The following is a 17744-nucleotide window of genomic DNA, read 5'->3' as shown; positions in this document are numbered from 1 at the left end:
CAAGGTGGCTACTGCAGGGGGAGGCCGAGTGCGGCCATGAACGGTTCGGGGTCGATGGCGACCCCGTTCCGCTGGATCTCGTAGTGCAGGTGGCATCCGGTGCTCTTGCCCGTGTTGCCCTCGGCGCCGAGCGGGGCGCCGATGTCGACGTCTTGACCGACGGTGACCACGAGTGATCCCCACACCATGTGGCCGTACAGGGTGACGATGCCGCCGCCGTGGTCGATGCGGACGGTGTTGCCCCAGCCGGGCATGGGGCCGGCGTTGATCACGCGGCCTGCGCTCGCGGCGTGGACGACCGCGCCGCAGGGCATCGCGACCGAGGTCATGTCGAAGCCCTTGTGATCGGACGGGCAGTAGGCACACCCGCTCACGGGATGCCATCCGAATCCGCGACCCACCGTCCAGGTGCCCTCGAGCGGATACCCCCACGCGCCATTGATGGAGGGAACTCCGGCGGGGCCTGGAGCGGCGGCTCCGGCCGCGGGCATGGATTGCCCGGCGACGGCAAGCGGGATGATCCAGATCGGCGCGGATACGACGGCGCCCAGGGCGAGCACCACGATCAGCATGATCGCGAAGATCTTCCGGCCAGTCCTCGTGTTGCCGAGGGCGACTGCAGCTGCTGCAACCGGCGCGGGCATGTCAGGGCTCCAGCGGCTCCGTGAAGTAGCGCACGATCTTGCAGTCCCCAGCTTGCTGCGCGCTGTTCGACGTCGGGACAGATCCCGCACCGCACAGCACTTGCACGCTTACCCGAATGTTCTCGTCGAAGGAGAGTTCCCCAGAACTCCCGTCGCTGGACGTGGTGGTGAGCACCACGTCAGCAGTCCCGATTGTCATGTCGCCGGCCTGGTCAGCCGGGACGTCCTGGCGGCTGATGTCGCCGTCGACGCTGGCCGCGACGCGGCCGTCTTGTTCTGCGAGCGCGTCCCACTGCTCTTGCGGGATCACGATCGCCTGCCGCAGCTCGACTTTCACTGACTGCAGGTCCGCTGCCCGCTCGGACTCGTCGTAGCGCGTGTCAGGCGTGAGCCAGGTGTCGAGGTAGGTCAGCCACTCCTCCCGCGTCGACAGCGTTGTGTCGAAGGTGGATGCCGCAGCCAGCGCCGCGCGCATGTAGACGGCGGCATCCGTCGTGATGGGTTCGGGCACCCAGCCCTTCTTGGTCACGGTCGCGTCGACGAACTCGCCAGCGTTGTCGGTGGCGGGTGCGGTCGGAGGCGCAGGTGGTGTTGTCGCCGAGGGCGTCGGATCGGCCTGGTTCGTGCGGCCCGCGATCGCGGAGATGATGAGCGCGACGATCCCGATGAGGAGCACGGCGCCGCCGACGATTGCCCAAACGCGCGCTCGGTTCGCTCCTGCGGACATCATCGGCCTCCTCCGTGCGCGGAAAGGATGACGGCCGTTACCCCAGGACGAACCGTGGCGTACGGCCGTGGCCGCATGCTACGCGCGTCCCATGCACGCGTGCCAGGGGTTGTGGATAAACCAGGCACCCACATCGCCCCGTTCTGCGTGCTGGTCGTTGACATATGTGGATAGTACAGCGATACACTCTGCAAGTGAAGAACTAATTTGATCAGTTTGTTGGACGCGTGCATCCGCAGCCGCGACAATGGTTTCGTGCCCCGATACACCCGCCCCGCGAACAGCGAGCACGCGGAGGATCCCATCAACGCTCTCGGCAACCGAGTCCGAGCCATGATCATCGGCTACCTGCGCGAGAACCCCGACTCGCTCCGCGCAGAGATCACGGCTGCGCTCGATATCCCGAAGGCGACGACGGCGAAGGCCCTCGCGACGCTCGTCGAGTATGGGCTTGTCGTGCCGGACCCGCCGCGCGAGACCGCGACCCGGGGGCAGTGGGTGCGGTATCGCGTGGAGGCCACGGCGGTTAGCGAGCTGTATCTGCAGTTGGGGCAGGTTATCGGGGAGGTCTGAATGCCGCCGCACGGCTCGACGCGATTCACGAGGACACCTGGCCGGTCCAATGGACGTACGAGTTCACGACCCTGCTAACCCTGCTCACCCGCCTGGTGGCGGTTGGCGCGGAGCGGGCCGATCTGCTCGGCAAGATCCTTCAGTCCCCGTTTCCTGGGCGACGATCGTAGACACACTCGGGATCAGCGTCGACGAGACGATGCGGCGCTACGCCTGATCGGCGTCGCCGGCTCGCCATAGGCTGGAGCGCGTGACGTTCTCGTGGCGGATGGCCGAAGAGCTGGCGGCTGCGTACATGCGCGAGATCGGGTTCGCCGATGCGGCTACGACCCGCGCTTCGGTAGACGGCGGGCTGGATGTCATCGCGAGCAAGGCAGCCGCTCAGGTCAAACATCAGTCGGCACCCGTAGGCGCTCCCGCGGTGCAGCAACTCAAGGGTGCGGGGTGGCGCTATACCCATCTACTGTTCTTCTCGTCGTCGGGGTTCACCGCGCTCGCGCAGGCCGCAGCGAACGACGGCGGCATAGCGCTGTTCGCCTTCGACGAGCTGAACTCGGTGTCGCCGCTCAACGCGGTCGCCGAACGCCTCCCCGAGTTGCTCCGTGTTCTCGATGTCGAAGCAGACTGTCGAGCTCGCGACGAAGGAGCGTGGATCCGCAGTATGGCGTGGGGGCCGGTCGCCCTGCGCCGCGTCGATGGAAGTCTCGCGAAGTTCCCCGACCCGGTGATGACGACGAGCGAATACGAGCTCGGTCGCATCGTTCCCGATCGGCACGAGTTCCTGCGACTGCACGAGTTCGTCAAGGACGGTCGCTACCGCCGGGATTCCGAGATCGACGAGCTCAGACAGCGCGCCGAAGAGGCGTTGGAATCCTCGCCTGACGAGACGATGCTGTTTCTCGCTGAGGGCGACAGACTACGCACCGAGAACCTGCTGGACTTCGAAAGCGAGATTGGCGCGATGGTTCCCGATGTCGCCGCGCTGCGCGAGCTCTTGCATCGCGAAACACGACAGCGCCTCGACGCGCTCGGACGCGAGCCGGGCCCGTACACCTTCGCAGACGCGTTGACCGACCGGCTCGACCTCGTCTGAGCTGGCTGCATCGGCCGCTCGAAGCTCCCTGAGCACGGAGATCTACCTGCACGAGGGCGCAGTAGCCCAGATGGAGATGAGGGACCCCACCGCGCTCGAAAGCTGGCACTAGACCCCGGTCTTCGGCCGAGCGACCGCCGCGTCCGTCGCAGCCGATGCGCTGTCCATCGATGCCGATACCATCCGCGCATGGCTTCTCACCCCGATGCCCGCCCGTCGTACGAGGGCCCCAGACAGCCTCGGTCCGAACGCGCAGAGGCCGTGTGATGCTCCCATGACGGTCGACTTCGCCACCGGCGATCCGCGCTTCACCTATGCGATCCGCCGCGACGGTGCCCCTGGGCTGATCGAGCTGCCCGACGGCGAAGCCGGGGCGTACCGCGACATCGCTCGCTCTCTCCTGATGTGCCCGGTGCGCGGATGTCCCTCGCCGGAGATCACGACCGTCGGGGGCGACGGACGGAGGCATCACTTCCGGCATCTCGTCCGCTCGGCCGGGACCGATCACGGGCCGGAGACGTGGATCCATCTCGAGTCGAAGGCGGTGGCGGGGTCGATCTGGCGATGATCGAGCTCGCCAAAGAGTGCATGCTCGGCGACGACACCGTACGAGCTCTCGAGAATCGCTGCGCGCGCGAGACGCTGGAGTCCGTGCGTCCCCAGTTCGGCGGCTCCACTCCGTCGACGCTCGAGAGCGGCGTGAACCTCGCCGAGTGGTAACGTGAGCGGCCCGACACGCAGTGAACCCAGTGCGCGGTACCGGCCCAAAACGCTCACATCGCGGCGCCGATTCGAGGCCTAAGCGGTGGGTACGGTCTGGGAAAAGTCGAACGCAGATCAACCGCGGTGAACGTCGCCACGAGTGACGGCGAACCGCGGAATCGCGCGGCGAACGCACCCATCAGCACACCAGCGAGCCCCAGATTATTTGACGCGAAGCCCGTTACCGAACCGTTACCCTTGACCGCGGCGGGGACGCACCAGCACCCGCGGGGAGGGGTCGCGGGGCGCACCCGTTTCGGGTCAGGTCAAGGCAGACGACACAGGAATGTCAGTTCACTGGTGGGTTCGACGATCAGCGGTGTGAGCTCGGTGTTGAATGCTCGGCCGGCCGGGTGGCTGAGGTGGGCTTGGAATGCCGCCTCGTCGCGGTACTCCTCATAGACGAAGAAGTGGTCAGGGGCGCCTCGAAGACGGCTGGCGTCGAATATCACGTTGCCGGGTTCCTGGCGAACGACCTTGGAGTACTCAGCGAGGAGTCGCGCCGCGTGATCCTCCTCGCCCGTACGAGCGGTGAAGGTCGCGTGCAAGATGACGGGTTCGTTCATTTCAGTTGCTCCTCGGCGATCACTTCTGGGCTCTAGGCAAGCGCAGCGTGAACCTCAGTCCAGGTCGGCAGATCAGCTCCCGATCGTTGCACGGTTAGTGACGCCGCGACGGCTGCGAAATGAACGGCCTGTGCGAGTTCAGACTCGGTGGGGTCGTTCAGGAGGGTTGGCCGGACGATCAGGCCGTGGATGAACGCCGCCATGAATGTGTCACCAGCGCCCACCGTATCAACGACACTCACCCTCGGCGCCGACACGTGAACTCGATACTCCGTGGTTGCCGCGATCGATCCGTCGCCGCCGAGGGTAAGAGCAGCAATCGTGGCTCCGCACTCGAGCAGGTGATCGAGCACTTTGTCCGTCGAGGCGCCGGGCCACAGCCAGCTGGCGTCCTCGTCGCTGAGCTTGACAACGTCTGCGCGGGCGGCAAGGTGCTCGACCCGGGCCAGTGCGGACGCGTGCGATCCCACCAGCGCGGGACGGATGTTGGGATCGAACGTGACCAGCGCCTGCCCGTGGATCGTTTCCAGGAAAGTCGTGATGGCGTCGGCTCCGGGGGCGAGGAAAGCGCCGATCGAACCGAGATGAACGAATCGTGCAGCGCGCACCTGAATCGGCTCCCGCAGCACCCATTCAATGTCGAACTCGTACGAAGCACCGCCTGCCGGGTCGATGCGCGCGGCAGCAGTCGAGGTGCGCGAGAGCGACCAGGATGCGGGATCGATGGTGACGCCGCATGACTCGAGCTGGGTGGCGATCCTGCGGCCGCGGTCGTCGCTCCCTAGCGCCGTCAGCAGGCGTGGCGAATTTCCCAGGCGCCCAAGCCCAAGTGCAACGTTCGCCGGTGAACCTCCGACGACTTCGATGGAGTGCTCGCCCTTGTGGACGATGTCGATGAGGCTTTCACCAATAACGAGCACGTGGTCGGAGCGGTGTGCAGGTGGGTGAGGATGTGTGCTCATGTCGGAGGTCCAATGTGTGGTGTGGTTGTGCATTCGCTGCCAGGTGGCTACCGAATGACCAGGTGTGTGGGCAGCTCAGTGACTGTTGCAGGTTCGTTCAGTCCGTCGAGCCGATCGAATAGACGGTGGGCGGCGGTCTCGCCGATCACGGCGGGGTCTTGCGCAACCACGGTCATCGGGTGTGCCAGCAGGTCGAACAGCTCGTGGTCGTCGAAGGCCACGTGCTCGAGCCCGCTGCTGGGGAAGTTTGCCGCGCGGAGTGTGGCGATGGTGTTGAGGCTGTTGCCTGTGAACAGCGCTGTCGCCGGATCTGTGAGAGCCAGTACGGATGAGATGGCCGTCTCGGAGCGAGGCGACCCCGGCTCACCAAGGTGCACAAGGTGCTCGTCGTACGGGATGCGCGCCTGCGCGAGCGCATCCCTGTATCCCGCGAGTCGTTCACCGCCGGTGTGCACGCTCTCCTCATTGCCGATGAAGGCAATGCGGCGATGACCCCGGCCGATGAGGTGCTCGACACCCATCCGGGCGCCTTCGCGGTTCGCGCTGAGAACCGTGTCCGCAACCAATCCCTGCGGGGGTCGGTCAGCGAAAACGATCGGCAAGCCGCCGACGAGTTCGGACTGAAGGTAGCCATGGTCTGCGGGGGAGGGGACGATGATCAGGCCATCGACGCGCCGGGCCACGAATGATTCACTCAGTTCGCGCTCGCGGTGCGCATCCCCCGAGGAGGACGCAGTGAATAGGAGCGATCCCCGCTGCCGTGCCACGTTCTCGACGGCGTGCGCGATCGTCCCCTGGATTGGTTCCGAGATGTCCTCGAGGATCAACGCGATCGTGGACGATGATCCGTTGCGCAGGCTCGCGGCGCTAGCGTTGCGTTGAAACCGGAGCTGCGCGATCGCGCGCTCCACAATCTCCCGCGTCTCATCACTGACGTGTTTTTCCCCGTTGACAACCCGGGAGACGGTCTTCAGGCCGACGCCGGCGAGGGCAGCGACATCCTTCATGGTGGGCCGTGCCGCCCGTCCGGCGATTGAGTGTTCAATCATCCCGTATCCTCACTGTTAGTGACAACGTTATCTGATTTCCTTTGCGATAGCCGCATTTCTGTGCAATCATCATCCCGACAACGTTGTCGGTCGTGTTGACACGGCCATCGACACAGGAGAGGCACATCAATGAAGAGTGGAAGAATCGTCGCGTTCTGCGCGACTACGGCCGTCGGCGCACTGCTGCTCGCCGGTTGCGCGGGCGGTACCGAGGACGCAGCCGGTGATGGCAACGTCGAGCTTCGCTGGATCATGTCGGCCGATTCACAGAAGGAGGTCGACGTCTGGAACCACCTCGCGGACATGGTTCACGAGGAGTACCCGAACATCACGGTGAAGTTCGAGAGCACGCCGTTCAAGGACTACTACAACAAGCTCACCGCCCAGGCCGCCAGCAATGACCTGGCCTGCATCGCAGGTCTGCAGGCGCAGCGCGTTCCGGACGTGGGCTCGCTGTTCACAGACCTGACGCCGTCGTTCGAGACCACCGATTTCGACATCGCCGACTACGCACCGTCGATCGTGGAGGGCCTCCAGGAGGACGGCAAGCAGCTCGCCGTCCCTTACGACCTTGGCCCATACGTCCTGTATTACAACAAGGACATGTTCGAGGCCGCCGGGGTTGCGCTGCCGACGCCGGGTTGGTCAGAGGAGGAGTTCCTTGACGCAGCGAAGGCGCTCACCAAGGACGGCAAGTACGGCTTCGTTGCGGACGGCACACCGGACATGTGGCTCCCGTACGTGCTCAGCATTGGCGGCACCTACATCAAGGACGGCAAGCCCGACCTGACCAATGACAAAGTCGTTCAGGGATTCACCTGGGTGACCGACCTCGCCACGCAGGAGAAGGTCGCGCCCGCCCCCCCCGCCACCGGCGCCTCGAACTGGCCCGCCGACCAGTGGCGCAATGGCAACGCCGCGATGTACGTCGACGGTCCCTGGCAGCTGATCAACGCCAAGGAAAACGTGCCCTTCACCATCGGCCTCGCCACCACTCCGGCGTTCGACGGCACCTCCATCACGACGATGTCGGGAACTGGTTTCGGCGTGACGACGGGCTGCAAGAATCCTGACGAGGCCTGGAAGGCCATCTCGGTGATCATCGGCGCGGACGCGCAGAAGTACATCGCCGATGCTGGTCGCGGCTTCCCGGCCTACCTCGACGCTCAGGCGAACTGGTACGAGGTCGCCGGCGTCGAGGGAGCGAAGGAAGCCATCGACACGGCGCTCGCCACGGTGGACCCGTACCGCACCACGCCGAAGTGGAACGAGACGTCGGCGCTGCTCCAGCAGTACGGCGTGCAGGCGTTCAACGGCAGCGAGTCGCCTGAGTCCGTGCTGCAGCAGGTCCAGGCGCAGGTCGCCCCGTAATCACCTCAACCGCCGCCGGGAGCCCTCGACGAGGGCTCCCGGCGCACAGAGGAGCAACCTCACATGACCACGACTCTCTCACCGACACGCTCTAAGCCGCCGACCACCCCTCCCGTTCGGCGGCGCCGGCGCAACTCCGACGTCCGTTCGGCGCTCGGCTTCCTGTCGCCGAATCTGCTCGGCTTCCTCGCGTTCACGATCATCCCCATCGGCGCATCGCTTATCTTGAGCTTCTACGAGTGGCCGATGATCGGCGATGCCGTGTTCGTCGGCCTCGACAACTTCGTTCGGCTGTTCACGAAAGACCCCGTCTTCTGGCAGGTCGTAGGCAACACCCTCTACTTCGTCGTGGGATACGTCATCCTCAACCTGGTCGTCTCGCTCACGCTGGCCCTGTGGCTCACCTCCAAGATCAGGGCGAAGGGGCTCCTCCGGTTCGTCTTCTTCCTCCCCGTGGTCAGCCCGATGGTGGCCAACGCCGTGGTGTGGCGCCTTCTCTACGCCCCCGACGATGGGCTCATCGCCTGGTTTTTCCACACCTTCACGGGCACCAGCGGGCCCAACTGGCTCGGCAGCGCCGAGTGGGCGATGCCCGCGGTCATCATCATGTCCGTGTGGGCCGGCTTCGGCTACAACATGATCATCTTCGTCGCCGGCATCGAGGGCATTCCGCAGTCCCTGTACGAGGCGGCGGCCATCGACGGCGCCGGGTGGTGGCGCAGGCTGCGGAGCATCACGTTTCCGATGCTGACCCCGAGCATCTTCTTCGCCACCGTCATGACGATCATCTCATCGCTGCAGGTCTTCGCGCAGCCGTTCGTGCTGACCGGCGGCGGCCCCGGCTCGTCGACGACGACGCTCGTGTTCTACCTCTACCAGAAGGGCTTCCAGTCCTACGAGATGGGGTACGCCTCATCGATCGCGTGGTCGCTGTTCGTGCTGATCATGGTGATCACCTTCGTCCAGTTCCGCAGCCAGAAGAAGTGGGTGCACTACTCATGAGCGCCATACCCGTCTCCGGACACGTCGTCCGCCGCAGAATCGGCGGGTGGGTCTCGCAGACGCTCGTCATCGTAGCGGCGGTAATCACCATCATCCCGTTCATCTGGATGCTGTCCACCGCGCTGAAGCCGTCGGCTGAGGTGTTCGCCGATCCGCCAGTGCTCATCGGTTCTTCGGTGGAGTGGGGCAACTTCGCGAAAGCGTGGAACTACCTCCCGTTCGGACGCTTCATGCTCAACGGCCTGATAGTCGCGGGGATCGGCACGATCCTCGTCGTCTTCACCTCGGCGATGGCGGCGTACGCGTTCTCCAGGCTCAAGTGGCGTGGGCGTGACGGCGTGTTCCTGATCTACCTGGGAACGCTCATGGTGCCGCAGGAAGTGCTGATCGTGCCGATGTTCATCCTCATGCGCAACCTCGGATGGGTCAACTCATACCAGGCGCTGATCATCCCGTGGGCGTTCACGGCCTTCGGCACCTTCCTGCTGCGGCAGTTCTTCCTCACCCTCCCCGACGAGCTCGAGGAGGCCAGCCGTATCGACGGTGCGAGCAGGTGGACGTCGTTCACTCGCATCATCCTGCCGCTGGCCACGCCCGCGCTCGGAACGCTTGCGGTGTTCACGTTCATCGGGTACTGGAACAGCTTCCTGTGGCCGCTGCTGATCGTGAGCGACGTCAACATGGCGACCGTCCCGCTCGGACTCAACATGTTCCTGGGCCAGACCGGCAACCAGTGGAACCTGCTCATGGCAGCATCAACGATCTCCGTGATTCCCAGCGCCATCATCGTGATCGCTCTGCAGCGCTACCTGGTCTCCGGTATCGCTCTCAGCGGCATGGGTGGCCGCTGACAACCGGCTCCGAGACTCCCCATCACAATCGAAAGGAAATCCGTGCACCGTATCTATTACCAGCCCGAAGGGGTGTGGTTCGGCGACTGCATGCCGTTCTTCGCGAACGGCGAGTTCTACCTCTATCACCAGCGCGATACGCGCAAACCCGGGCCGTTCGGTGAGCCCTTCGGGTGGGCGTTGGCCACCACAACCGACTTCGTGTCCTACAAGGATCACGGAGAGTCCCTGCACAAGGGCGCTGACGATGATCAGGATCAGTTCATCTTCGCCGGCAGTGTCTTCGAAGCCGGCGGCACGTACTACGCGATGTACACCGGATACAACCGGGATTACCCCGAGCAGGGCAAGGCATCACAAGTCCTCATGATCGCCGAGAGCGACGATCTCGTGACCTGGCGGAAGTCGGACCGGAAGCTGGTCCCGCCACAGCCCGGTTACGACCCGAACGACTGGCGCGACCCGTTCGTGCTGTGGGACGACGACGCCTCAAACTACCTGATGATCCTCGGCGCCCGGAAGGCCGGTGAGAAGGTCCTCACGGGGTCGACGGTCGCCTTCCGCTCCGATGATCTTCAGGATTGGCGGTTCGACGGGGACTTCTGGGCCCCGGGGCTCTACAGCATGCACGAGATGCCCGACCTGTTCCGGATCGGGGACTGGTGGTACCTGCTGACGACCGAGTACAGCGACAAGTCGAAGACCGTGTATCGGATGTCGCAGTCGCTGGAAGGTCCCTGGGTCGCGCCGGTCGACGACGCATTCGATGGTCGCGCCTACTATGCCGCACGTTCCGCGACGGACGGCGAACGCCGCTACCTGTTCGGTTGGGTGCCCACACGAACCGACGGTCAGCCGCGCGGCGACTGGGAATGGGGTGGCACGCTTGTGGTGCACGAGGTCTACCAACGCCCGGATGGGTCGCTCGGCGTTGCCCCGCCGGCCGGAGTTCGGGCGGCGTTCGGTGACAGCGCGCGGCTCGACGTGGTTCAGGCCAGCAGCGCCGACGGTGTCGCCGAGCAGGAGGTCGCGAACGCCTCGACCGACCTGTTCCGCCTGAGCGGGAAGCTTAAGTTCACCGCGGGCACGCGTTCGGCATCCATCCGGTTCTTCGAGGACGCGGCGACCGGGCAGGGCTACGAGTTCCAGTTGATCTTCGGCGAGAACCGGCTCCAGTTCGACCGCCGACCGAACTACCCCTGGTACCGCTACGACAACCGCGGACTGGACCGCCCCATCACCTGGGAAGCCGACCGTGACTACCGGTTCGAGGTCATCGTGGACGGCGACATCGCCACGCTCTACGTCGACGGTGTCGCGCTCAACGCCCGCACCACCGACGCCCCCGGCGGATCGATCGTGCTCAGTGCGGTCGAAGGATCCGTCGAGTTCGACGAGTTGGAACTCTCACGCGGCTTGCGCTGAACTGTCGAGCGTGTCGGACGGACTCGAGCGGGTCCGTCCGACACGCTCACGCTCGACCAATACCCCATCAGGAGGACCGGTGCGGCCCCGATTCCACCTCACCGCTGAGGCTGGCTGGATCAACGACCCACATGGCATCACCTACCGCGAGGGCCGTTACCACGTCTTCTTCCAGCACGCTCCCGGGAGAATCACCTGGAACATCGGCCACATTTCTGCCACGAATCGAACCGAACTCACCTGATCGAACCGGATGCCGGCGAGATCAGAACCCGCGGATTCACGAGGTTTCAGCACTCCTCGGTTGTCATCGGCGCGATTTCAAATCCCTACGTCTTCCCATCGTCGGACCGCCGCAGAACGTGGGAACGGTTTGGGTAAAGTCGAGCGCAAGTCAACCGCTGTGAACGTCGCCGTGCATGGCGGCGAACCGCAGAATCACGCGGCAAACGAGTCCATCGGCACCCCAGTGACGTCCGTAAGCTTGGGTTCAAATCCCACCGTCACCGCCAGAAAAACCCCTGTTTATCAGGGGTTTTTCCATGCCCGAAGTGATACGCGCCCACATGGTGCCCACATTTGTCGGCTGGTTGAGTGCCGCGGACGGTGCTGCGCCCTGTCGGGTCTGAAATGCCTTGGTGAGAAGCGACCGAACTGCGGCACTCCGTGACTAGGCCTCAGCCGCAGGTGACTTTCGTCACGCCGGAGACATTCGCGCTGCCCGCACCGGGGCTCAGCGTCGCCCTGACAGTCGTACCCGCGTAGGCCCGGACTGTCGACGAGGTGCGAGCGTTCTTGATTGACCGCACTGAACCGATGACACCGAACGATGTTTGTGTGGCGGGGCAGGCCGTGAACGCGAGTTCGTTGCCGCCGTAGGTGATCTGCGAGTAGACGCAGTACTTGCCAGCTGTGCAAGTGGCTGCGGCCAGGGGTGCGATTGTGGCGGTGGGCCCGGCGGTGGGCGCGAGTGTCAGTACGGTGTCGCCACCGTCCCAACTCACTTGGTTCCACCCCGTCTGCTCGCCGCCGTGCTCCGCAACGACCTGCGCTACGCGCTCCGCCATCGATGGATAGTCCTCAGGGCCCACCGCCGTAGCGCTCACGGGCGCGAACACGCCCAGCGCCGCAACGCTCGCGGCCATCAGCACAGACAGAGCGGACTTCGATTTCATGCGCTTTTCCTTCTTCTCGGGTCAGCGTTCCCACGCTGTATAGCTGATGACGGCTGGGCTGGCCGTCTCAGCGCGATCGGGACCCACGTAGATCGTCTCCGCCGCGATGATCCGGCCGGATTCGGGCGAGATGATCAGCAGGTCTTCGAATTCCCCCGGCTCCCGATCGGTCGCACGGAAGGCGATGCCAGCGCGACCGAGACGATCCGTAGTCTCACCGGCTAAGGCCAGTCCTGGCAGGGTTTGCAAGTAGCCCAAGAGCGCGGCTTCCTGCGCGCGACTCAGCACGTAGTTGGAGAGGATGCCTGCGATCTCACGAAGAGCGTCGCCTGCCGTCAGCGACGGATTGCCTGAGAAGTTCGCGAGGTAGTCGGCAACCTCTGTCGAGTCAGCGGGTGGGCCTGATTCCGCAGGGAAGGCCCACTCCTCGCTTGTGTATGTCTCTTCAGCGAGGACAGTCCCAGGCAGAGGCAGATTCTTCCCCTCCTGGCCCTCGAAAGGTTCGGCGGCGACGAGCGTGAAGCGGACGCTCCCGTCCGCTGCAAACGTCGTTTCGCTCCACTGCGGCTCGATCTCTGAGTATTCGATCGACCCGTCTTCTGCGAGGGAGGTGCTCAGGGCCCAGGTTTGCGCGCGAATGGTTGAGCTGGTGTTCGGGCCGTTGAGTGTTGACATTCGGAGGGTCTCCAGCAGTTCGCTTGCCGCTGTCTGCAGGGGCGTGAGACTGAGCAACGGCGGCGTGCTCGCGACGGCTGCGTCAGGGCGCACGAACGTCAACACGAGAGCGACGACGATCATTAGTGACGCGGTCACGAGGCCAGTGATGGAGCGCAATCGCCGTACGCGGGGGGCCCGGAAGGCGCGAGCTCGGACATCGCGTGACGCGCGAACAGATTCTGCTTGCTCGTAGTACCTCAGTTCCCCCAGAGCTCGTTCCGACAGCGCGTCGGTACGGTGTGCGCTGCTGGGGTTCTCTTCCCGCATCCGGCGGATAAGCATGTCAGCCACGTGCGAGTTCACCTCTCTCGACCGCAGTGGGTGGCGCGGATCGGCCCGAGGAGTCAGGTGTGTCTAATGCCGCGCGGAGCATGTGGCGGGCCCGCATGAGACGCGCGCGCACCGCGACGGATGAGATGCCGAGTACGCCCGCTGCCTCTCGCGAGGTCAGCTGATCCCAGTAGGTCATGATGAGGATTTCGCGGTGGGGCGGAGCGAGGCGGTCAAGCGCATCGCGCACATCGGAGTAAAACTCTCCGTGCCCTGGCGACTTGAGTCGAAGGTCGTCGGTGACCTTCTCTGAGAGCGCTTCGCGGCGGTCGCGGCGACGATACTCGTTGCCGACGAGGTTGCGAACTGTGACGTACAGCCATGGCACATTGAGCTCTCCTCCTGACTGGTGGTGTTCCCACGCAAGGCGGAATGCATCGGTCGCCACTTCCTCGGCGTCGTGTCTAGAGCTCAGCCGGCGCTCGGCAACGCCGAGTAACAGGGAGTAGTTATCCCTGAAGAACGCCGCAAAGCTCTGCACACTCCGCCTCTCTGGGCAAGGTCCGGGCCGAACAGTCCGGGCCGGCTGCGTACATTCAAGATGCTTCCGGCCGACGTGAAAGTGTGACACGCGATCGCGAAATTCTATCTCCGCCCCGCTGATCCCAGTCCTCGAGACCTGATGTTCCTCGCAGTGTCACAATGCGCACCCCGTCGGAAACATCAGTGGTGGAACTCCCCGCATCATCTGGCAAAGGAGCAAGATCATGAAGAAACGCGGTTTCAGCAATATCCGGCGCGAGCGTTCGACCGGATTTCGACACAATGTCGAGCTGGACGGGGATGTGCTGACGTGACGAGCAGGGTCGACCTCCGGGATGTGAGCGTCTCGTTTCCCGACGGCGAAAGCCGCGTGACAGCGATCGATCACGCCTCTTTCGAAGCGGCGCCCGGCGAGCTGGCGGTGATTCGAGGGGCAAGCGGATCGGGGAAGTCGACCCTGCTCAACGTCATCGCAGGGCTACAGGCCGTTGACGACGGCACTGTTCGGGTCGGCGATGTGGACGTCGCGACCAGCGGCGAGGAAGAGCTCGCGATGATGCGACTCACCCACGTCGGCGTCGTGTTCCAAGAGAACAACCTTCTCACCGAGTTCTCCGCCTCCGAGAACGTGCAGCTACCCTTGCGCGCACGGGGCTGGGCGACCTCGCAAGTCACGACTGAAACCAACGCCATGATGGAGGCTGTCGGCTTGGGAGCGTTGGGGCGGAGGCGGCCATCCCAGCTCTCCGGCGGTCAGCGACAGAGGGTCGGGATCGCGCGGGCGCTCGTCGGCGGACGCAACGTGCTGGTTGCCGATGAACCCACCGGCGCCCTGGATACGACGACCTCTCATGCGGTCTTCGCGCTGCTGCGCGAGTTCAGCCGGCGCGGCGTGACAGTCATCGTCGCCTCCCACGACCCCGAGATCGACACCTACGCGGACAGAGTGGTCTTCATCAGCGATGGGACGATCTCGTGAGCTCTGGAGAACGATGGGTATGGCGGACGGCGCAGCTCTTCAGGCGCGCATGGCAGGTCCGGCTGGCCGCGGTCTTCATCGCGGTCGCCATCGCTGGGATCACGGTCACGAACTTCGCCGTATCCACCCTGCTGCTCTCACCCTCTCAGCAGGCTTCTCGGTATCTCGGGGAGTCGGACGCGATGTTTCAGCTGCCCACCGGCGTGCCGCTCGGCTCAGACACCGCGCCTCTGAAGGCTCAGCTACACGACGCCGTGAAGTCGGGCGGTGGGTCGAGAGTGTCCGTCGACTACCTGCTATTCGGATTGCGAACTGACGATGCGGCAAAGCGCGAGATCGCGCTCAGTGAGATCGGTGATCTTTCCACGGTCGCGAGCCAAGTGGACCTCGACTCACGGTACGAACCGGGGGCCGTTGGCGAAGCGATCGTCAGTACAGCGTTGACGCACGACTGGCCCGTAGGCAGCACGATCGAGCTCTTCGGCGGTGCGCTCCGACTCAAGGTGGTCGGTGTGTTCTCCGACGTCTACGACACCTCATCGCGTCGCGTCGTCGTCCCCGCCGGCACATGGGGCTCACTGTCGACCCTCAGCGCGGATGCTGCGGAGAAGCTGCACCAAGCAGCGGCCGTAAGTGTTCGCTGGGCCGGCCCCGATTCGGTAGACGCAGTCACCTCAGCGATTGCGGAAAGCTTGTCGCTGACGCCGGACCAACTCGGACAGGGCGGCCTCCTACAGACTCGGGCACAGGTTCAAGCAACCTCTCAATTCTCGGATGCTGCGCTCACCATTATTCTGTGGGCAGGTCCGCCCGTTGCTGGGATCCTCGCGGGAGTCATAGCCGGGTCCTTCCTGCGGCGGACTCGCCGGGTCATGTGGACCATCGGTGTTCCATACTCCCGGACACGCTCGGCCGCATTCCTCACCGTGACCATCGCGTCCACGCGCGGCGCACTGATCGGTCTACTTGTTGGCGTCGGCACGGGACTGGTTGCGCGCCCGCTGATCGCATCATTGGCCGGTCAGCCGTCTGGCGTCTACCCCTCAGCGCCAAGCCTTATCGTAGGCCCGGCTCTGGCCGTCGGCGGCTCGGTCGCGGGGTTCGCTCTCATTGACAGCCTTCGGCGCCGCGGCGATCGCGTCGCGACCCCGAGAGCTAAAGCCGATCGCGCGATCTATAGGAACACCCTGGCGGTTGTCTTGGGGGCGGCGGGAGTGTTCGTCGTCACGGGAGAAGCGAGCAGATCGGCCCAGACACTCGGTGCGGTCCTCATCTCCGTGGGGATCATCATCGCGGTGGCGGGTCCCGCTATCCGCGCCGTCGGCCGGTGGAACACTCGCTCTTTCAGTACTCGGCTCGCGGCGCGTCGGCTTGCTTCTGAACATCGAGAGTCAACGCTGACGGTGGTGCTCATCGCATCGCTCCAGGCAGTCGGACTCGTGCTCATCACGATCCTGAACTCCAGCCTCAGCGCAGCGAACGCCGAGACAGAATCTTTCGTCCCGCCCGACCAGATCCGCGTCGCCATTCCCTCCGACATCGACGCGGGGCCCATCCGCGCGGACATTGAACAGTACCTAGGCGTCACCGACCCGGTGGCGACGTCGACATTCCCCGGTCAGATCCAAGAGCGCAACGGATCCACCTGGATCGTCAGCGACCCGAACGACATCGAGCGCTTGATCGATCGAGCCCTCACCCCCGAGGAGCTCGCCTTCGCCGGGGATGGCGGGTACCTGTTGACCGGACCGGCATCGGGCTCGGAGGTGTCGCTCGTCCAAGGCGACAGTGTTGTGGCCATTGTCCCGGCGATGGAGCTTCAAGACCTCGATCCGAGCTTCAGTTTGGTAGCCGGCTTCCTGACGGAGAGTGCAGCTTCGAAGAGCGGCATCGTCACGCCGCCGGCGGACACGTGGACCTACGTGGGCGTGGACCCGTCGCTACTGAAGCGGGCCAGCACCATAGCCGCAGACCTCAGCCTCAACCCCGTGTGGGTCGAGACCTACGCCGCTCCCGAGGACATCACGGCATCCTTCCGGATGACCCTTATCGCCGCCATGATCTCTTCTCTGGCCGGGGTCGTACTGCTCGTGTCCGCAGGCGGGCAGTCCCGCGCTATGCGTCCTGAACTGTCCGGCCTGCGCGCCGTTGGGGTCAGCGGCCGGTTCCTCGCGCGGGTGACGTTCGTCCGCATCGGGATCACGATCGGCTTGTCGCTCTTGCTGTCTGCGGTCGCCGTCACGATCGCAGCGGCGATCACGCTCGCGATCGGGATCGGGATTCCGGTTGCACCGCCGCTTGATGGGTTTCTCGTCGCGGTGGTCTTCATGACAGGACTCGGCTGCCTCGTCGGATGGTGGACCACGCGTCGACTCGTGAACTCGGAGTGGCAGAACTGAAGCCCGTGACCGCACCAGCGTGCATCGCAGGGAACGCCACCGTCGAGCTCAGAGAGGATGTCCTCGCGGTTGTCGCGGACAGTCTCTGCCGCCCCACGAAGGTCTGTGGCTGATTCCGTATTCGTACCGAGGTGCCGTGCACACATCGTGCCCACATCTGAGACGGGTTCGGCGCGAATGGGATGGATTCGGAGCAGCTCCTGAACCGCCTGAACCCGCGGAAATCCGCGGATTCCGAGTCACGTGGATCGAGTCGGGTCGAACCTCATCGGGTTCAAATCCCACCGTCACCGCCAGCGTCGAAGCCCTCGATCCCTTGTAAACACGGGGATTGGGGGCTTCTTCATTTCTCCGTGGCGTGCTGTCGTCCCTTGCTGGCGCGGGTGGCGTGGAGGTTCCGCGAGCGACGGACCCGCGCAGCACCGATCGCTGCGCGGGGACGGTAGCCACGATCCGATGGCAAACATCTCCATATTGAGGTGGTGCGCGCTGGCGCACACCTGCTTTCCCGGCACGTTCCGTCGACGCGCGCCGAACCAGGCTGCCTCAGCGGGAGTCGCTTGGCTTGTCTCCGGTCACCCTGGGCGCGACTCGATGCGTCTCGCTTCGCCCCACCGGTCGTTTGCGTGTGACTGC

Annotated in this window: 19 protein-coding genes; 11 read left to right on the top strand and 8 right to left on the bottom strand. The window is 64.7% G+C overall.

What is annotated here, in order from left to right:
* Positions 1 to 8 precede the first annotated feature (8 nt).
* Entirely contained in the window at positions 9 to 644 is a 636-nt protein-coding gene (locus tag Q0653_RS10710; RefSeq protein ID WP_298944567.1) for a M23 family metallopeptidase, read from the bottom strand.
* Between the two features lies 1 nt (position 645).
* Positions 646 to 1374, bottom strand: coding sequence for a hypothetical protein (locus tag Q0653_RS10705; RefSeq protein ID WP_298944566.1), 729 nt, complete (start codon positions 1372 to 1374; stop codon positions 646 to 648).
* 252 nt (positions 1375 to 1626) lie between these two features.
* On the opposite strand from Q0653_RS10705, the gene Q0653_RS10700 reads away from it, so the two are divergent.
* From Q0653_RS10700 to Q0653_RS10685, 4 genes are all read left to right on the top strand, one after another.
* Positions 1627 to 1944: a winged helix-turn-helix domain-containing protein gene (locus Q0653_RS10700; protein WP_298944565.1), complete on the top strand. Its 318-nt coding sequence runs from the start codon at positions 1627 to 1629 to the stop codon at positions 1942 to 1944.
* Positions 1945 to 2194: 250 nt separating this feature from the next.
* Complete coding sequence (locus Q0653_RS10695) at positions 2195 to 3037, top strand: restriction endonuclease (protein ID WP_298944564.1); 843 nt, start codon at positions 2195 to 2197, stop codon at positions 3035 to 3037.
* 274 nt (positions 3038 to 3311) lie between these two features.
* Positions 3312 to 3605 (top strand): hypothetical protein, encoded by a 294-nt coding sequence (locus Q0653_RS10690; RefSeq protein ID WP_298944563.1) that lies wholly within the window; start codon positions 3312 to 3314, stop codon positions 3603 to 3605.
* Positions 3602 to 3757, top strand: coding sequence for a hypothetical protein (locus Q0653_RS10685; RefSeq protein WP_298944562.1), 156 nt, complete (start codon positions 3602 to 3604; stop codon positions 3755 to 3757). The genes Q0653_RS10690 and Q0653_RS10685 overlap by 4 nt, the downstream gene beginning before the upstream one ends.
* A gap of 308 nt (positions 3758 to 4065) precedes the next feature.
* Here Q0653_RS10685 and Q0653_RS10680 read toward each other — a convergent pair whose 3' ends face one another.
* From Q0653_RS10680 to Q0653_RS10670, 3 genes are read right to left on the bottom strand one after another with little or no spacing between them, the layout of a single operon-like run.
* Entirely contained in the window at positions 4066 to 4365 is a 300-nt protein-coding gene (locus Q0653_RS10680) for a putative quinol monooxygenase (RefSeq protein ID WP_298944561.1), read from the bottom strand.
* 32 nt (positions 4366 to 4397) lie between these two features.
* A complete protein-coding gene (locus Q0653_RS10675; protein WP_298944560.1) occupies positions 4398 to 5360 on the bottom strand; it encodes a carbohydrate kinase in 963 nt (320 codons plus the stop codon).
* Between the two features lie 14 nt (positions 5361 to 5374).
* Positions 5375 to 6376, bottom strand: a complete 1002-nt coding sequence (locus Q0653_RS10670; protein WP_298944559.1) for a LacI family DNA-binding transcriptional regulator — start codon at positions 6374 to 6376, stop codon at positions 5375 to 5377.
* A 129-nt stretch (positions 6377 to 6505) separates the two neighbouring features.
* Here Q0653_RS10670 and Q0653_RS10665 point away from each other — a divergent pair, with 129 nt between their 5' ends.
* From Q0653_RS10665 to Q0653_RS14070, 5 genes are all read left to right on the top strand, one after another.
* Positions 6506 to 7747, top strand: coding sequence for a sugar ABC transporter substrate-binding protein (locus Q0653_RS10665; protein WP_298944558.1), 1242 nt, complete (start codon positions 6506 to 6508; stop codon positions 7745 to 7747).
* Between the two features lie 63 nt (positions 7748 to 7810).
* Positions 7811 to 8749 (top strand): sugar ABC transporter permease, encoded by a 939-nt coding sequence (locus Q0653_RS10660; protein WP_298944557.1) that lies wholly within the window; start codon positions 7811 to 7813, stop codon positions 8747 to 8749.
* Complete coding sequence (locus Q0653_RS10655; protein WP_298944556.1) at positions 8746 to 9600, top strand: carbohydrate ABC transporter permease; 855 nt, start codon at positions 8746 to 8748, stop codon at positions 9598 to 9600. Before Q0653_RS10660 ends, Q0653_RS10655 begins: the two co-directional genes overlap by 4 nt.
* Positions 9601 to 9642: 42 nt before the next feature.
* Positions 9643 to 11025 carry a family 43 glycosylhydrolase gene (locus Q0653_RS10650; RefSeq protein ID WP_298944555.1) on the top strand — a complete coding sequence of 461 codons (1383 nt, stop codon included), beginning with the start codon at positions 9643 to 9645 and terminating at the stop codon, positions 11023 to 11025.
* Complete coding sequence (locus tag Q0653_RS14070; RefSeq protein WP_366521985.1) at positions 10913 to 11269, top strand: hypothetical protein; 357 nt, start codon at positions 10913 to 10915, stop codon at positions 11267 to 11269. Before Q0653_RS10650 ends, Q0653_RS14070 begins: the two co-directional genes overlap by 113 nt.
* 433 nt (positions 11270 to 11702) lie before the next feature.
* Here the strand turns inward: Q0653_RS14070 and Q0653_RS10645 are convergent, their stop codons facing one another.
* The 3 genes from Q0653_RS10645 to Q0653_RS10635 form a co-directional block, all read right to left on the bottom strand.
* On the bottom strand, positions 11703 to 12200 hold the full coding sequence (locus tag Q0653_RS10645) for a peptidase inhibitor family I36 protein (RefSeq protein ID WP_298944554.1): 498 nt from the start codon (positions 12198 to 12200) through the stop codon (positions 11703 to 11705).
* Positions 12201 to 12221: 21 nt separating this feature from the next.
* Positions 12222 to 13013 carry a hypothetical protein gene (locus Q0653_RS10640; RefSeq protein WP_298742005.1) on the bottom strand — a complete coding sequence of 264 codons (792 nt, stop codon included), beginning with the start codon at positions 13011 to 13013 and terminating at the stop codon, positions 12222 to 12224.
* Positions 13014 to 13200: 187 nt separating this feature from the next.
* Complete coding sequence (locus Q0653_RS10635; protein WP_298944553.1) at positions 13201 to 13728, bottom strand: sigma-70 family RNA polymerase sigma factor; 528 nt, start codon at positions 13726 to 13728, stop codon at positions 13201 to 13203.
* 312 nt (positions 13729 to 14040) lie between these two features.
* Between Q0653_RS10635 and Q0653_RS10630 the strand changes: the two genes are divergently transcribed.
* Both Q0653_RS10630 and Q0653_RS10625 read left to right on the top strand, forming a co-directional pair.
* On the top strand, positions 14041 to 14709 hold the full coding sequence (locus tag Q0653_RS10630; protein ID WP_298742010.1) for an ABC transporter ATP-binding protein: 669 nt from the start codon (positions 14041 to 14043) through the stop codon (positions 14707 to 14709).
* Positions 14706 to 17108 carry a hypothetical protein gene (locus Q0653_RS10625; RefSeq protein ID WP_298944552.1) on the top strand — a complete coding sequence of 801 codons (2403 nt, stop codon included), beginning with the start codon at positions 14706 to 14708 and terminating at the stop codon, positions 17106 to 17108. Before Q0653_RS10630 ends, Q0653_RS10625 begins: the two co-directional genes overlap by 4 nt.
* The last annotated feature ends 636 nt before the right edge of the window (positions 17109 to 17744 follow it).

It is taken from the genome of uncultured Microbacterium sp., from assembly GCF_947488465.1.
GTDB lineage: Bacteria > Actinomycetota > Actinomycetes > Actinomycetales > Microbacteriaceae > Microbacterium.
The sequence above is the reverse complement of the archived record's forward strand: the minus strand, read 5'-3'. Positions and strand labels throughout refer to the sequence as shown.

Bases quoted from the DNA above. Each gene is read 5' to 3' on its own strand.
- Q0653_RS10675 (WP_298944560.1), bottom strand. From the start codon at position 5,360: ATGCACAACCACACCACACATTGGACCTCCGACATGAGCACACATCCT.
- Q0653_RS10670 (WP_298944559.1), bottom strand. From the start codon at position 6,376: ATGATTGAACACTCAATCGCCGGACGGGCGGCACGGCCCACCATGAAG.
- Q0653_RS10705 (WP_298944566.1), bottom strand. From the start codon at position 1,374: ATGATGTCCGCAGGAGCGAACCGAGCGCGCGTTTGGGCAATCGTCGGC.
- Q0653_RS10645 (WP_298944554.1), bottom strand. From the start codon at position 12,200: ATGAAATCGAAGTCCGCTCTGTCTGTGCTGATGGCCGCGAGCGTTGCG.
- Q0653_RS10655 (WP_298944556.1), top strand. From the start codon at position 8,746: ATGAGCGCCATACCCGTCTCCGGACACGTCGTCCGCCGCAGAATCGGC.
- Q0653_RS10665 (WP_298944558.1), top strand. From the start codon at position 6,506: ATGAAGAGTGGAAGAATCGTCGCGTTCTGCGCGACTACGGCCGTCGGC.
- Q0653_RS10660 (WP_298944557.1), top strand. From the start codon at position 7,811: ATGACCACGACTCTCTCACCGACACGCTCTAAGCCGCCGACCACCCCT.
- Q0653_RS10685 (WP_298944562.1), top strand. From the start codon at position 3,602: ATGATCGAGCTCGCCAAAGAGTGCATGCTCGGCGACGACACCGTACGA.
- Q0653_RS10690 (WP_298944563.1), top strand. From the start codon at position 3,312: ATGACGGTCGACTTCGCCACCGGCGATCCGCGCTTCACCTATGCGATC.
- Q0653_RS10710 (WP_298944567.1), bottom strand. From the start codon at position 644: ATGCCCGCGCCGGTTGCAGCAGCTGCAGTCGCCCTCGGCAACACGAGG.
- Q0653_RS10680 (WP_298944561.1), bottom strand. From the start codon at position 4,365: ATGAACGAACCCGTCATCTTGCACGCGACCTTCACCGCTCGTACGGGC.